Raw genomic sequence first — 14,711 nt, forward strand, 5'->3', positions numbered from 1 at the left:
GGTAGCCTGCCTAGCCATGTCGGACGTGACGAAGGGCTTCCCCGGCCCGCTGCTCCACGGCTTCCTCGACCTGTGCCTGCTCGGGCTGCTCGTCGCGGAGCGGGACTACGGGTACGGGCTCGGCCAACGGCTCGGTGCCGCGGGGTTCGGCGAGGTCCCCGGCGGCACCCTCTACCCGGCGCTCCTGCGGCTCGAGCGGGGCGGGCTCGTCGAGGTCGCCTGGGAGGCCTCCGACAGCGGTCCCCGGCGCAAGTACTACGCCGTGACCCCGGCCGGGCGCGAGGCCTTCCAGGAGCAGGCCGACCGCTGGGCCGCGTTCAGCCGCAGCGTCGACACCGTTGTGGCACAGGCGGTCCCGGCCGCACCGGGGCGGTCCGCGTGAGCGCCGCGGTGCACTGGGAGACCGACCTCGCGCGGGCGCTCGTCGCGCTCGGCGTCGAGCCCGCGCAGGCCGCGCGGCTCGCGCAGGACAGCGTCGCCGAGGCCCGGGACGCCGCGGCGGCACCCCCGGACCTCTACGGCCCGGCGACGGTCTACGCGCGCACCCTGGCCGGTGCGCTGCGCGGTCCGGGCCCGGACGACGCGGCAACGGCGGAGGCACCGGTCGCACCGCGGGGGCCGGTCGTCCTGAGGCTGCGCGGTGTCGGCAAGCGGTACCGGCGCCGCGTCGTCCTCGACGGGGTCGACCTCGAGCTGCGGGCCGGCGAGGTCGCCGCCGTCGTGGGCGCCAACGGCTCGGGCAAGTCGACGCTGCTGCGGATCTGCGCCGGCCTGACGCGGGCGTCGTCCGGCCGGGTCGAGCGCGTCGGCGCCGTCGGCTACGTGCCCCAGGAGGGCGGCGTCGTCGGTCAGCTCACCCCGGCCGAGCACTTCGAGCTGCTCGGGGCCGCGGCCGGGATCGGGGCCGGCCGGGCCCGGTCGACGGGCGGGCACCTCGCGACCCGGCTCTCGTGGCGGCCGGACCCCCGCCTCGTCGCGGAACGGCTCTCGGGCGGCACCCGGCAGAAGCTCAACCTCGTGCTCGGTGAGCTGCACGCGCCGGACCTGCTGCTCCTCGACGAGCCGTACCAGGGGTTCGACCAGGGCTCCTACGTCGACTTCTGGGAGCAGGTCTACACCTGGCGGGACGCCGGGAAGGCGGTGCTCGTCGTGACCCACCTGCTCCACGAGCTGGACCGGGTCGACCACGTCGTCGACCTCGGCACCGGAGACCCGCGGTGAGCCGGCCGATCCGCGCGCTCGGCGTCGTCGCCCGGCTCACGGTCCGCGAGGTGCTGCGCCGCCGGACGGTCGTGGCGCTCGTCGTCCTGCTCCCGCTGGCCTTCTACACGGCGCGCCGCGACCTCCAGGGGCAGTCGATCCGGATGCTCGCCCTGGGCCTGGGCTGGGCGGTGTCGACGCTGGCCCTCTTCACCGCCTCGGCGGCGCGGTCGTTCGACCTGCGGCTACGGCTCACCGGCATTGCCCGGCCGGTGCCGGGTCTCGGCCGACAGGTCGCGATGACCGGGTGCGGGCTCGTCCTCGCGGCCGGGTACGCCGTCCTCGTCGCCCTCGACCAGGACGTGCGGCGGCCCTGGGCGGTCGTCCTGCTGCTCGTGACGACGGTCCTCGTCGCGGCGCCGCTCGGTGCCGTCGTCGCGACCGTGCTGCCGCGCGAGCTCGAGGGCGCGCTCGCGCTGCTCATCGTGCTGGCGACGCAGATGCTCGCCGACCCGGCGGGGAACCTCGCGAAGGTGCTGCCGTTCTGGTCGACGCGGGAGATCGGCACGTACGCGATCGACGGCACCGACGGCGGCTACCTCGCCCGCGGGCTCACCCACTTCGCCGTGACCTGGCTGCTGCTCACGGGTCTGGCCGTGCTGGCGGCGGGGGTCCGGCTGCGGCTCGTGCGGCTGCCCGCACCGGTCGCGGACGACGTCACGCGAGCGGGTGCAGGTCCGTGGTGAAGCCGGTGCCGAACACCTGGCGCGACCGCAGTCCCGTCCCGGTGCCGGGGTAGCGCAGCAGCCGCCCGGTCGCGACGTCGACGGCCAGCAGGTCGTTCCGGCCGTCGCGGTCGACGTCGCCGGCCCCGACGAGGTCCCGCATCGCGTCCCAGCCCGAGGCGCCGATCCGGACCCGCGGCCGGAACCCCGCGGTGGTCCCGGATCCCTTGCCGCGGTAGAGGAACAGCTCGCCCGTGGCGTTCTTCCGGGCCACCAGGTCCGGGTGCCCGTCCCGGTCGAGGTCGCCGACGCCGGCCAGCTCGCCCATCGACGCCCAGGTCAGGCCGACGAGCCGGCGCGCCCCGAGGGACGTCCCCCGGCCCGGCACGAGGTAGAGCCGCCCGGTGGCCTTCTCGATCGCCACGAGGTCGCGGTACCCGTCGCCGTCGAGGTCGCCGACCCCGGTGATCTCGCGCATCCCCGCCCAGCGCGGCCCGCCGATCTGCACCGGTGCGCGCAGCGCCGTCCCGGTGCCGCGGAACAGCAGGAGTCGGCCCGACGTCCGCGAGCGGGCGACGACGTCGTCGTAGCCGTCACGGTCGAGGTCGCCGACCCGGGTCGTCGCGTCGTAGCGGCCCCAGCCGGTCGCGAGCGTCCGCCGGACGGCGGCGTGCAGGCCGTCGCCGCGCACGAGCAGGAGCCTGCCGGTGGACCGCTGCACGACGAGGACGTCGGCCTGCCCGTCCCGGTCGACGTCCCCCGTGGACGTCGGCGGTGCGAGCCGGTCGCGCACGTACAGCTCGCCCTCGATCGGCTCGTCGTCCCCGGGGGCCCACACCTTCTTCCACAGGCCCTCCGGGCTGAGGTTGGTCGAGAACGACGACTGGACCAGGGCCGTCCGGCCGTCGGCGCTGATCGAGCGGGACGTCCCGCCGTGGTTCGCGAGCTGCCCCGTCGAGGTCGCGGAGAGGAGGTCGAGGGCCCCGGTCCGCCGGTCCCGGACGAACGCATGGAAGTACCGGGCGGCTGGCTGTGACCCGGCCGGGCGCAGCGCCGTGTAGATCGCGTCGAGGACGACGAACCGGCCGTCCGCGCTCATCGCGGTCGCCGAGCACTGCTGGGTGGGGTCGACGCGGCGGCAGACCTCGTCGGCGACCCCCGTGCGCCGGTCGACCACGGCGCCGCCGACGAGCACCAGCCTCCCGTCGGTGCTCAGCGCGACCGGTGGCCCGACGGCCGATCCGGAGGCCCCGCCGGTGGCCTCGACCCGCCGCGTCCGTGCCGCCGCCAGGTCGCGGACGTACACGCCGTTGGTGCTCGGGCCCGCCGGGTCGAGGTCCGTCCGGGCCGAGGTGAAGGCGAGCACGGACCCGTCGGGGCTGAGCACCGGGTGGTACGCGCCGTCGGCCAGCTGGGCGCCGTCGTCCGCCACGTCCGCGCGGACCGTCGTCCCCGCGGCGAGGTCCCGGACGAAGAGGTCGTGGCTGCCGTTCGTGTCGCCCGGCACGAGCGTGCTCGCCAGCGAGCGGAAGGCGACCCGGCGCCCGTCGGCGCTGACGGTGGCGTCCCCCGACCCCGCGTCCGCCTGCGCCCCGGACCCCGACACGCTCACCCGGGTCGTCGTCCTCGCGAGGACGTCGCGCAGGAACACGTCCCACGTGCCGTTCGTGTCGCCCGGGACGAGGTCGGCCGCCTCGGACTCGAAGGCGACGTACCGGCCGTCCGCGCTGATCGAGGGCCAGTAGGCGTGCCCGCGGGACGGCGTGCCCCGTGAGGTGCGGTTCACGAGGATCGTCCGGCCGGTGCGGCGGTCGAGCCGCAGGACGTCGAGCGTCCCGCTCGTGTCGCCGGGAGCGAGCACCGGGGACGCCGTCATGAACGCGACGTAGCGGCCGTCGCCGCTGATCGCGCCGCCGAGGCAGTCGGCGGTGGTGTGCACCCCGGTCGCGGACACGCACACGGGGACGGTCGACCCGACCGGGCCCGTCCAGGGCACTGCGACGGCGTCCGTCGCGGGCAGGGAACCGCCGGCGGCCGCCGCGACCGCGACGAGGAGGACGAAGGGGGCCCGGGCGCACCGGGACGGTCGGGACATGTCGAGCAGCTCCCCGTGCGACGAGCCGATCGAGCCCCCCGGCTCTCGTCACCAGGCATATCCCCGCCGCCGGGCGCCTCCCCGGGACCTTCCGCCCGCGAGCGGCTAGGGTCGCGAGCGCCCCGTCCCGTCCGCCCGCCCCGTCCGCGCCGTTGCTGAGGAGCCCCATGTCCGTCGTCGTCGTCGCCACGATCACCCCGCAGCCCGGCCAGCACGAGGCGGTCCGGGCCGCCCTGCTCGAGGCGATCCCCGCGGTCCACGCCGAGGACGGCTGCGAGCTCTACGCGTTGCACGAGAAGGACGACCGGCTCGTCATGATCGAGCAGTGGTCCAGCGCCGAGGCGCTCGCCGTCCACTCCAAGGGCGCCGCGCTCGCCGAGCTCGGCCCCAGGCTCGCCGGCAAGGTGACCGCCGCCCCGGAGGTCGTCGTCCTCACCGCCGTCCCGGCCGGCGACCCGGCCAAGGGCGTCGTCGTCTCCTGAGGCGCGGGCCGCCCCACCCATGAGGCAGCATGGCCGCATGGGTGAGCCGGTCCGTCGCGTCCTGAGCCGCCCCGCGTACCTGCGCGAGCTCGACGCGTCGCAGGTCGTCGAGGTCGGGGACGTCGGCACGCTCGCCGGGCTCGTGGCGGCCGGCGGTGTCGTGGTGCTGTCCGGGGCGGGTCTGTCGACCGACTCCGGGATCCCTGACTACCGGGGCCCGCAGGGCGCCCTGCGCCGGCACGCCCCGATGACCTACCAGGACTTCACCGGCAGCCCGGGCGGCCGGCAGCGCTACTGGGCCCGCAGCTTCGTCGGCTGGCGGCACGTGAACAAGGCCGCGCCGAACGACGGCCACCGGGCCGTCGCGGCGCTCGAGCGGGCCGGGCTGCTCGACGGCATCGTCACGCAGAACGTCGACGGCCTCCACGAGGAGGCCGGGGCACGCACAGTCGTCGACCTGCACGGCAGTCTCGACCGCGTCGTGTGCCTGCAGTGTGGTGACGTCAGCGACCGCGGTGTCCTCGACGACCGGCTGCGGGCCGCCAACCCGGGCTTCGAGGAGGTCGCCCGCCGGGCGCTCGCGCTGCCCGGTGCGGACGGTGAGGTGAACCCGGACGGCGACGTCGCCCTGCCGGACGAGGCGGTCGACGGCTTCGTCGTCGTCGACTGCCTCGTCTGCGGCACCGGGGCCCTCAAGCCCGACGTCGTCTTCTTCGGCGAGACCGTGCCCCGCGACCGCGTGGAGCGCTGCCTGGCCCTCGTGGACGCCGCCCGGCTGCTGCTCGTCCTCGGGTCGTCCCTCACGGTGATGTCCGGCTACCGGTTCGTCCTGCGCGCGGGGGAGCGCGGCATCCCGGTGGCCATCGTCAACCAGGGACCGACCCGCGGCGACGCGCGGGCCGCCGTCCGGCTCGACGCCCCGCTCGGCCGGGTGCTCCCGGCCCTCGCGGAGCGGCTCCTGCCGTGAGGTGCCGGCCCGCCGTCACTCCTCGGCGCGCCACGCCTGCCGCACCGTGACCCGACCGCCGCTCTGGAGCAGCGAGCGCCGGTAGAGCCGCTCGCCGATCCGGACGGTGACGCCGGCGGCCGCGAGCAGGATCGCGAGCGATGCCAGCGCCTCCGGCCACGACGCGTCGCCCTGGAGCAGCCGGATCGGCATGACGACGGCGGACAGCGGCGGCACGAACGACCCGATCGCCTGCCACTGCCCCTCGAGGAGCAGCCCGCCGAAGAGCACGGCCATGACGAGGAACGTCAGCGGCGTCGTCGTCGACTGCAGGTCCTCGGTGCGGCTCGCGAGCGAGCCGGCGACCGCCCAGAGGCAGGCGAGCGAGATGAACCCCGCGAGGAAGAAGACGACGAACCACACGACCGGCCCGGAGACCGCCGTCACGAGGCTGCTGTAGTCGGTGAAGGCGAGGCCGACGAGACCGACGGCCACGAACAGGGTCAGCTGGGCGACGGCGAGCACGGTGTTCCCCAGCACCTTCCCGGCGAGCAGGTGCCGGACCGGGATCGCCGTCGCGATGATCTCGACGACCCGGGACTGCTTCTCCTCGACGACGCTGTTCGCGAGGGTCACGCCGAACATCAGGGCCGCGATGTAGAAGAGGAAGGTGAAGGCGAACGCGACGGCGTCGACGAGCTCGGCGCGCTGGGCGTCACCGTCGAGGAACGCCGTGTCGAGGGTCGCCCCGCGCTCGAGCGCCTCGAGCGTCGTCCCGGCCGCGGAGGCGTTGGCGCGCAACGCTTCCGTCCGGACGACCTCCTGGACCACGGCCCGCAGGGAGTCGTTCGGCCCGGACTTCGTCGTGAGCACCCAGCGGTCGCCGTCGCGGTGCAGCCAGGCGTCGGCGGTCTCGTCGAGGACGGCGGCCCGGGCGGCGGCGTCGTCCGCCACCGGCATCGGGCGGACCACGACGTCCTCGTCGATCGCTGCCGCCCCGGCCTGCACCTGCGAGGCCAGCGACGTGGCCGACGGGGTGGCGGCGAGGTCGTACGTCGAGGTCCGCCCGGCGAGGACCACCTGGAGCACCATGATCCCCACGATGATCGCCAGGGTGACGAGCGTGCCGATGAGGAACGAGCGGTCGGTGGCCTTGACCATGATCTCGCGCCGGGTCACGAGCAGCCAGGCCGCCCCGGTGCCGGTGCGGCCGTCGTCGGCCGCCGCGGGCGTGGCCGCGGGGGTGCGGCCGCGGTGGTCGAGGTTCGTGGGCGCGGTCATGCCGCCACCTCCCGGTAGAGCTCGCTGAGGGCGGGGACGACGACCGCGAACTCGCGGATCTCCCCTCGGGACAAGGCTTCTCGCAGCAGCGGCTGGACGGCGTCGGGGTCGGTCACCTCGAGCAGCGCGCTCGTGCCGTCGACGTCGACGACGTGCACGCCGGCCGCACCACGCACCCAGCCGGCGTCGCCGCCGAGCACGAGCCGGAAGCGGCGTGGGGAGCCGCCGCGCAGGTCGTCCGCGGTGCCCTGGGCGACGACCCGGCCGCGGGCCATGATGACCAGCCGGTCGCAGAGCCGGTCCACGAGGTCGAGCTGGTGCGAGGAGAAGAGCACGGGGACGCCGCCGCGCGCCCGCTCCCGGAGCAGGTCGGCCATCGACTCGACCGCCGCCGGGTCGAGCCCGGAGAACGGCTCGTCGAGGACGAGCGCCACCGGGGACGTCATGACCGCGGCCGCGACCTGGACCCGCTGCTGGTTGCCGAGGCTCAGCTTCTCGACGTGGTCCTTGGCCCGGTCGGCGAGCCCGAACCGCTCGAGCAGGTCCCGGGCCGAGGTCCGCGCCGCCCGCGCCTCCATCCCGGCGAGCCGGGCGAGGTAGACGAGCTGGTCGAGGACGGGCTGCCTCGGGTACAGGCCGCGTTCCTCGGGCATGTAGCCGAACCGGCGCCGGTCGGCCGCGGTGATGTCGCGCCCCTGCCACAGGACCCGGCCGGCGTGGATGCCGAGAACGCCGGTGATCATCCGCATCGTCGTCGTCTTGCCGGCGCCGTTGCCGCCCACGAAGCCGGTGAGCAGGCCGTCCGGGACGGTGATGCTCACGGCGTCGACGGCGGTCACGTCACCGAAGCGTCGGGTGAGGTCGATGGTCTCGAGCATGGCCCCACCGTAGGCAGCGCGGGCCGGGCGGCGGATCCGTCGCCGGGCTGAGCCGTGGCCGGTGCGGTGCGCCGGGGCTCCGCCGTGCGGCGGACGGGATCTCAGCCGGCGGCGCGGAGCAGGCCGGACTCGTGCGCCACGACGACCGCCTGGACCCGGTCGCGGACGCCGAGCTTGGCGAGGACGTTCGAGACGTGCGTCTTCACCGTCGCCTCGCCCAGGTAGAGCTCACCGGCGATCTCGGCGTTCGACCGGCCGCGGCCGAGCAGCACGAGCACCTGCCGCTCGCGGTCCGTGAGCCGGTCGAGCCCGGGGTGCGCCGGGGCCGCCGTGCTCGCGGTGAGGGGGGCCGCTGCACCGGCGCCCGGGGCGGTCGCGTGCGCCGCGCCGTCCGCCGACGAGGACGCGGGGGACAGGGCCGTCATCCGCTCGATGACCCGCAGGGTCACCTCGGGTGCGAGCAGGGCCTGACCGTGGCCGGCCGCGCGGACGGCGTCGACGAGCTGCTCGGGGTCGGCGTTCTTGAGCAGGAACCCGCTGGCACCGGCGCGGAGCGCGTCGAACAGGTAGTCGTCGCGGTCGAACGTCGTGAGGATGACGACCCGGCCGAGGTTCTCGGCGACGATCCGCCGGGTGGCCTCGATCCCGTCCATGACGGGCATCTGGACGTCCATGAGGATGACGTCCGGCGACGTCTGCCGGGCCCGCTCCACCGCCTGCGCGCCGTCCGCGGCCTCGCCGACCACCTCGAGGTCGTCCTCGACGGAGAGCATGAGCGCGAACCCGGACCGGACGAGCTGCTGGTCGTCGACGAGGAGCACCCGCAGCGTGGGCCCCGCACCGACGCTCACGAGCGGGCCTGCGCGGGGACGGCGTCCGGCGTGGTCCGCGGGCCCCCGTCGGCGAACGACAGGGGCAGCCGCACCCGGACCCGGTACCCGCCGGTGACCCGCGGCCCGATCTCGGCCTGCCCCCGGTGCGACGCGACCCGTTCGCGGATCCCCAGCTGCCCCAGCCCGCTGCCCGACGTCCCGGCCCGGGGCCGTCCGTCGTCGGTGACCTCGACCTCGACGTGCCCGCCGCCCGCCCCCGCCTCGGCGACCCGGACGACGACGTTCGCGGTCTGCGCCGTCGAGTGCCGCCGGACGTTCGCGAGCGCCTCCTGCGTCGTCCGGTAGATCGACAGCGCGACCGGTGCGGGGACGCGCGCCGATGCTCCGACGGGCTCCTCGACGAGCCGGTAGGACGCCGTGAGGCCGTCACCGTCGAAGGTCGTGACCAGCTCGGCGAGGTCCGTCAGGCCCGGCTCGGGTGCGCGCCGGCCGTCCGTGCCCGTCGTCGCGCCGTCGTCCGGTTCGTCGGCGGAGCGCAGCGTGCCGAGCAGCCCGCGCATCTGTGAGACCGCCTCCCGCGACGACTCCTCGACCTGGCCCAGCGCGCGGCCGGCGGCCTCGACGTCCCGCCCGATGACCCGCCGGCCCGCGGCGGCGTGGATCCCGATGACGGAGACGTGGTGCGCGACGACGTCGTGGAGCTCACGGGCGATCCGCAGCCGCTCCTCGAGCACGGCCCGGCGGCGCAGGGTCTCGCCCTGCGTCTCGAGCAGGGCCGCCTGCTCGGCTAGCCGGGCCCGCTGCCGGGCGCTGCGCCAGCTGACCTGCCCGACGAGGACGGCGCCGCCGAAGTAGACGACGTTGACGAGCGTCGTGATGAGCACGGCGGCCGCGACCGGGGAGACGAGCCCGAACTGCTTCGTGGCGTCCTCCTCGAGAGCCTCGACGATGTCGTCCACGCCGCTGCCGAACGCGAAACCCCAGGCGAGCCAGGCGAACATGAACGTCACGACGAGCGTCACGACGACGAGCATCTCGCGCCGGCTGCGGGCCCAGGCGACGCCGGAGAAGATCGCGCAGAAGTAGACGACCTGCATGCTCAGCTGGCCCATGACCTCCGGCATCGTCACGCCGACGACGAACATGTGCACCGCGGCCAGCACGAGCACCGTGAGCGGCCGACGCCGCCGCCAGACGAGGATCGCGGCGCCCCCGACGACGGCCGCCCACTGCACCCATCCCGGCGCCGTGACGCTCTCCGTCAGCCCCGCGCTGCGCATGAGCTCGAAGGTGACCGCGGAGAACAGCAGGGTGCCGAGCCCGACGACGACGTCCCAGCCGTCGAGCGCACCGGGCCGCTCCCAGTCGTCGTCGAGCGCGAAGAAGCGCGTCAGGCGCTCGCGGAGGGCGACGGAGGGCGCGGGCATGCGTCCAGCCTACGAACTACCGGGCGGCCGGACCTCCGTCGTGGGGCGGAGACGACCTTCGGCCGGTGGCCGGGCTCCGTCGTGCGGGGGAGCCCGGCCACCGGCTCAGAACAGGTCGCCGATGACGAAGAAGATCCTCGCCGACCCGGTCCCGCCGTCCCTCGGGTCGACGACGAGGCGCCATGGGCCGCTCATCTGGGGATCCACCTGGAAGACACCCGTCGTGGTCCCCGGACCGGCGAGCATCACACCGCCCGGGTTCCCGTTGGGGTCGACCAGCCAGATGTACGTCGACGCGATCGTGGACTCCGAGAGCTTCCAGCTGACGAACTGCACCTCGGCGCCGGTCGGCACCCCGGTGAAGGGTAGGGCGACGTCCTGGGTCACGGCCTTGACGTCGATCTTCGTCGTCTTGCCGATCCGCCCGGTGACGACCGTGTCCTTGGCGCTGTACAGCCGCAGCGAGGTCGTCCCCGCCGTGCGCCCGGCGGGGTCGATCTGGACCGTCCACCGGCCGGCGACGTCGGCGACCTCCGTCATCTCCACCCACTGGCCGCTCTCGTTGAAGGCATTGCTCTCGGCGACGGATCCGTCCGGACGGACGAAGTTCACCCGCATGTCCGCGCCGAGAGGCGTGAGTGCTCTGACGTCGACCGCGATGTGTGCGCCGCGCTCGATGTCGACCCGCAGCCGCGGGTTCTGCCCTGCTGTGAACGGAACGGTTGTCGTGACCCCGGTCCGCACCGTTCGCGCCGGGTCCGTCACCAGGTCGAGGAGTACACCGACGGAGCCGGTCTCGCGTTCGAACGGGTCCAGCTCCAGAGTCCAGGTGCCGGGAGTCGTCACGTCGGGCAGCTCGAAGTAGTCGGAGACGTCGAAGGACGCGATGTCGGCCGTCACGAGCCCGCCGGGGCCGATGAGACGCATCCGGGTGAAGACCGTGCGGTCGCTGATCGAGAGCACAGGCCGCTGCCCTGCCTTCGCCGTGAAGGTCAACCGGCGGACGTCGCCCGCCCGGTCGAATGTCGCGGTGGTCGCGGTGCCCGGCGTGATCGCGGACGTCAGCACCCTGGCCGCCCTGCGGGTGATCGTCAGAGACCCCGTCATGGAGTTGGAGGGGTCGACGACCACGGTCCATGTGCCGTCCGCGTCCAGCACGTCGGCGGGTTCGATCCACGTCTGCTCGCCCGGGCGCGCCGAGCCGGCCGAGAAGAAGGAGCCGTCGGGGCGCAGAACGGTGACCCCGAAGAACTGGAAGTCACCGCCGGCCGTCTGTGTCACGTCCGCGACGTCGAGAATGAGCGGATCGCCGGCTCTCGCGTCGAAGGTGTACCTCGCGAGTCCGCCCGGCTCCGGGACGGCGACCGTGGTGGGGCGGTCGACCGCGCCAAGGACGCCCGTCACGAGGGGCGGGGCGTAGACGTGCACCCGGACGTCACCGGTCGTCGTGCCGAGGCCGTCGAGCCCGACGCGCCAGACACCCGCCTGCTCGGACGCACCGGACTCCAGGAAGACGGTGCCGCCTGCGAAGAGTGCCGGCCCACCGGGGCTGAAGCCGTCGGGGCGCGTCAGGGTCACCGTGACGCCTTCGTCCGCCCCGAGCGAGACGTCGGAGGCGGTCACGAGGAGCGTCTCGCCCGTTGTGCCGGGGACGACGAGCTCGATGTTCTGCCCGGGCTCGCCGATCGTCACGACCTCATCGAAACCGGTTGCGACGTCCCGGATCACGGTCGACGTCCGGACGGCGAGGAGGCTGCCGGTCAGTCCGGCCGACCGGTCGACCGTCAGAGCCAGTGTGTACGTCCCCGCGCTCGGTGCGACGAAGGTCGCAGAACCGTTGGCAGGGAACAGCTGGCTGTCCCAGTAGACCCCGCCGATCTCGTCCTCGATCCGGATGCCGGCGAAGGCGACCAGGTCGGGCACCGTGAAGGACAGGTCCCGTAGGTACAGCTCGATCTGGTCTCCGGCCCCGGCCTCGAACGAGAAGCGCCCTGTCGCCGAGTCGGTGGGCACGGTGATCGGTGTCGTCGCACCGATCGGGACCGCTGTGGCCGGCCCTGGGTCGAGGTACACACGCAGGCCGAGAGCCCCGGTCGTGTCGCCGTCCCCGACGAGCCGTAGCCGTGCCAGCGCACCCGGGTCGAGCGGTGCGGACGTCGTGAACGCAACGGTCCGGTCGGACACGGTGCCGAGGGTCACGGGGGCCGCGCCGGGGACGTCGAGCACGAGCGACGCCGTTCCCCGGGAGCCGTCGGCGTGCGTGAGCGACGGCCCGACGGCCTGGATCACCGTGGCCGCGCCGCCACGGGTGACGAAGGTGAAGAGCGGGGCGGTGTCCGCGGCGCCGAGTGTCGCCGAAGTGGGGCCTGCACCGTACGACAGGGGTGTCGATCCCGCCGGCACGAGCGATACCCGGACCGTGATCGATCCCGTGAGGTCGAAGGCGGGGTCGACGACCAGGGTGTGCGGCCCGTCCGTGAGAACCGTCTCCGTGGAGTACACGCCCGGAGTGAACTCGAGGAAGCCGAATCCCTCCGGGAGCAACCGGAGGTTGAGCCGGCCGAAGCCGTCCCGCGGAGTGGGTGCGCTCAGATCGTCGGCCGCGAGGGTCACCATGACCCCGTCGCCGGCCGCCGCGTCGAAGGTGAGCCGCGCCTGCTGACCCAGGTCGCCGAAGGTCAGCGGCGTCGGTGTCCCGGGCGTCACCGCCACCTCCGTGTCCACGACGTAGTGGACGCTGAAGGTCGCACTGCCGCTGACCGCACCGGCGATCCGAAGGGTTGCGGCGTGGCCCGTAGCCCGGTCACCGTGCGGTGCGAACTCGACGAAGGCCGTGTCCGGCTCGGCGGTGAAGTAGCCGCCGCCACCGCCGGAGGATCCATCGGCGTAGGTCAGGCGTGCCGAGACCTCGTTCGGGGTCGTCGCCGGCGTGAAGGTCAGTGTGGGCCGGGCCCCGGCGGGGACGGTCAGGGAGTACGTCGTCGCGTCGGAGCCGGCCGCGAAGGTGGTGGTCACCGTCTGGTCGGCCGCCAGCGGACCACCGTCCCTCACCACCGCCTGCGCACCGCTCGGGATGAGCGCCACCGAGGTCGCGGCGAGGACCGCGCCGAGGAGCAGGGCAAGACGACGGCGCACGTGTCCCCCATCCGTCCGCGGCGGCGTCGCTGCGGAGCGTTCGGCGACGCCGGCGCGTCGCGTGACCGCGCATCTTCCGGCAGTCATGGCTCCGCTGACAACAGAACCGCGGATCGCCTAACGCGGCGCAGCCAGCGGTGGCGGCGTGTGCCCGACGGATCGGACCATCCTGGGGCACAAGGGGCCGATCGTGGTCACTGTGCGCGGGAGACGCCTTCTTGCGCGTCGGGTTCCGGGCCTATCCTGGAAGTCCCACCCCCGTCGACGGTCCGGGCGCACCGCGAAGCGTTCTTCACATGACGGCACCGCTCCAGAGACCCACTTCCCGGGACGGAGACACCGTCCGGTCCCGATGACGGCCACGGCCCGCACCCGCAAGGAGCTCAGGTACCGGCGGGGCCGCGCCCACGGCTGCTGGGACCACCTGTTCGCCGCGGCCCTCTGGCCGCTGCACGGGGCCAACCTCGGCACGCTGCTGCGCACGTGCGACGCGGTGGGCGCCTGCCTCGTCGTCCCGCGGCGCCCGTGGGTCGAGGAGGCCGTCGCCCGGGGGAACACGCTGCGGCAGCCGTCCTGCGTCCACTGGTTGCGCGGCGACCCGGTCGGATGGCTCGCCGCGCAACGGCTCTCGGGCTCGCGGGTGGTCGGTGTCGAGCTCGCCGTGCCGGCTGTCCGGCTCGCGGACCTGCCGCCGGCGCGGGAGCGGACGGTGATGGTGCTGGGCCACGAGCGCACCGGCATCCCTCAGGACGGGCTCGACCTGCTCGACGTCGCGGTCGAGATCCCCATGCTGGGGACCGGTCACAGCCTCAACGTCGCCGTCGCCGGTTCGCTCGTGCTGTACCGCCTCGCCGGGCTCGTGTGAGCGGGACCGAAGGCCGCGGTCGGCCCGCGCTCCTTGGCTACCGTTGGGCAATGCCCGATCGAGACGACAGCGTCCGCCTCGGCCCGGACGAGGCGCTCCTGCGGCTCGTCGAGGGCAACCGACGGTTCGTGGCCGACGAGGCCGAGCACCCCGACCAGACCGTGTCCCGACGGGCCTTCCTCGGGGGCAGCCAGCACCCGTTCGCGGCCGTCTTCTCCTGCGCCGACTCCCGGGTCCCGCCGGAGATCGTCTTCGACGCCGGCCTCGGCGACCTGTTCGTCGTCCGGTCCGCCGGTCACGTCCTCGACCACGCGATCCTCGGCACGCTCGAGTTCGGCGTCGACCAGCTCGGCTGCCCGCTGCTCGTCGTGCTGGGGCACACCGGGTGCGGTGCGGTCCGGGCGACGTTCCAGGCCGTCTCCCGGCACGCCGGCGCGTCCGGCACGGACATCGACACGCTCGTCGAGGCGATCACCCCCGCCGTCGTCGACGCCGGGCGGGACGGCGTGGACGACACGCACCTCGTGGACGCCGCGGTGCGGCACAACGTCGAGCGCGTCGTGGCCGCCGTCGTCGCCGCCCCGCTCGTGGCGCCCGCCGTGGCGCGCGGCGCCGTGCTCGTCGTCGGTGCCGTCTACGACCTGTCGACCGGCGCCGTCGAGCTCGTGGTCACGCCCGGCGGTGTCCCGCTGCCGGCCACGGGGCAGGGGCGCCGGGTCGACGCCTGAGCGCCGGACGGCGCACGTGCGGTCGGGCACGTCGCCGCTGGTCAGCCCGCGGGTGGCCACCTAGAACTGCTGGCTCCCGGATCCGTTGCCACCATTGACGGGTGTGCGGCCCCGGA

13 protein-coding genes are annotated in these 14,711 nt (G+C 74.5%); 7 read left to right on the top strand and 6 right to left on the bottom strand.

The features are described 5' to 3' along the window. The first annotated feature begins 16 nt into the window (after positions 1-16). The 3 genes from ECOMGDLI_RS16850 to ECOMGDLI_RS16860 are packed head-to-tail and all read left to right on the top strand — an operon-like array spanning position 17 to position 1,946. Positions 17-382: a PadR family transcriptional regulator gene (locus tag ECOMGDLI_RS16850; protein ID WP_088318020.1), complete on the top strand. Its 366-nt coding sequence runs from the start codon at positions 17-19 to the stop codon at positions 380-382. Continuing rightward, positions 379-1,221 (top strand): ATP-binding cassette domain-containing protein, encoded by an 843-nt coding sequence (locus tag ECOMGDLI_RS16855; protein WP_198954933.1) that lies wholly within the window; start codon positions 379-381, stop codon positions 1,219-1,221. Before ECOMGDLI_RS16850 ends, ECOMGDLI_RS16855 begins: the two co-directional genes overlap by 4 nt. After that, complete coding sequence (locus ECOMGDLI_RS16860; RefSeq protein WP_198954934.1) at positions 1,218-1,946, top strand: hypothetical protein; 729 nt, start codon at positions 1,218-1,220, stop codon at positions 1,944-1,946. Before ECOMGDLI_RS16855 ends, ECOMGDLI_RS16860 begins: the two co-directional genes overlap by 4 nt. Here ECOMGDLI_RS16860 and ECOMGDLI_RS16865 read toward each other — a convergent pair. After that, positions 1,918-4,020: an FG-GAP-like repeat-containing protein gene (locus tag ECOMGDLI_RS16865; protein WP_088318021.1), complete on the bottom strand. Its 2,103-nt coding sequence runs from the start codon at positions 4,018-4,020 to the stop codon at positions 1,918-1,920. The two genes, ECOMGDLI_RS16860 and ECOMGDLI_RS16865, sit on opposite strands and share 29 nt — an antisense overlap. 167 nt (positions 4,021-4,187) lie before the next feature. Here ECOMGDLI_RS16865 and ECOMGDLI_RS16870 point away from each other — a divergent pair, with 167 nt between their 5' ends. Both ECOMGDLI_RS16870 and ECOMGDLI_RS16875 read left to right on the top strand, forming a co-directional pair. Further along, positions 4,188-4,502 carry a putative quinol monooxygenase gene (locus ECOMGDLI_RS16870; RefSeq protein ID WP_088286770.1) on the top strand — a complete coding sequence of 105 codons (315 nt, stop codon included), beginning with the start codon at positions 4,188-4,190 and terminating at the stop codon, positions 4,500-4,502. 37 nt (positions 4,503-4,539) lie between these two features. Then, entirely contained in the window at positions 4,540-5,469 is a 930-nt protein-coding gene (locus tag ECOMGDLI_RS16875; RefSeq protein WP_088318022.1) for an NAD-dependent protein deacetylase, read from the top strand. Between the two features lie 15 nt (positions 5,470-5,484). Here ECOMGDLI_RS16875 and ECOMGDLI_RS16880 read toward each other — a convergent pair whose 3' ends face one another. From ECOMGDLI_RS16880 to ECOMGDLI_RS16900, 5 genes are all read right to left on the bottom strand, one after another. Beyond that, positions 5,485-6,729 (bottom strand): ABC transporter permease, encoded by a 1,245-nt coding sequence (locus ECOMGDLI_RS16880; RefSeq protein ID WP_088318023.1) that lies wholly within the window; start codon positions 6,727-6,729, stop codon positions 5,485-5,487. Then, positions 6,726-7,607: an ABC transporter ATP-binding protein gene (locus ECOMGDLI_RS16885; protein ID WP_088318024.1), complete on the bottom strand. Its 882-nt coding sequence runs from the start codon at positions 7,605-7,607 to the stop codon at positions 6,726-6,728. The genes ECOMGDLI_RS16880 and ECOMGDLI_RS16885 overlap by 4 nt, the downstream gene beginning before the upstream one ends. 101 nt (positions 7,608-7,708) lie before the next feature. Next, the gene (locus ECOMGDLI_RS16890) at positions 7,709-8,380 is read right to left on the bottom strand and encodes a response regulator (RefSeq protein WP_369812758.1); all 672 of its coding nucleotides are present in this window, start codon (positions 8,378-8,380) and stop codon (positions 7,709-7,711) included. A 74-nt stretch (positions 8,381-8,454) separates the two neighbouring features. Then, positions 8,455-9,867, bottom strand: a complete 1,413-nt coding sequence (locus ECOMGDLI_RS16895) for a sensor histidine kinase (RefSeq protein WP_088318025.1) — start codon at positions 9,865-9,867, stop codon at positions 8,455-8,457. A 105-nt stretch (positions 9,868-9,972) separates the two neighbouring features. Next, a complete protein-coding gene (locus ECOMGDLI_RS16900) occupies positions 9,973-13,002 on the bottom strand; it encodes a hypothetical protein (protein WP_088318026.1) in 3,030 nt (1,009 codons plus the stop codon). A gap of 352 nt (positions 13,003-13,354) precedes the next feature. Between ECOMGDLI_RS16900 and ECOMGDLI_RS16905 the strand changes: the two genes are divergently transcribed. Together ECOMGDLI_RS16905 and ECOMGDLI_RS16910 are read left to right on the top strand one after the other, a co-directional pair. Then, positions 13,355-13,867, top strand: coding sequence for a TrmH family RNA methyltransferase (locus tag ECOMGDLI_RS16905; RefSeq protein WP_088318027.1), 513 nt, complete (start codon positions 13,355-13,357; stop codon positions 13,865-13,867). Positions 13,868-13,917: 50 nt separating this feature from the next. Beyond that, a complete protein-coding gene (locus ECOMGDLI_RS16910) occupies positions 13,918-14,595 on the top strand; it encodes a carbonic anhydrase (protein ID WP_088318028.1) in 678 nt (225 codons plus the stop codon). Positions 14,596-14,711: the final 116 nt, after the last annotated feature.

Origin of the sequence: Kineosporia sp. R_H_3, assembly GCF_002198675.1 — a bacterium.
In the GTDB taxonomy this organism is placed as follows: domain Bacteria; phylum Actinomycetota; class Actinomycetes; order Actinomycetales; family Kineosporiaceae; genus R-H-3.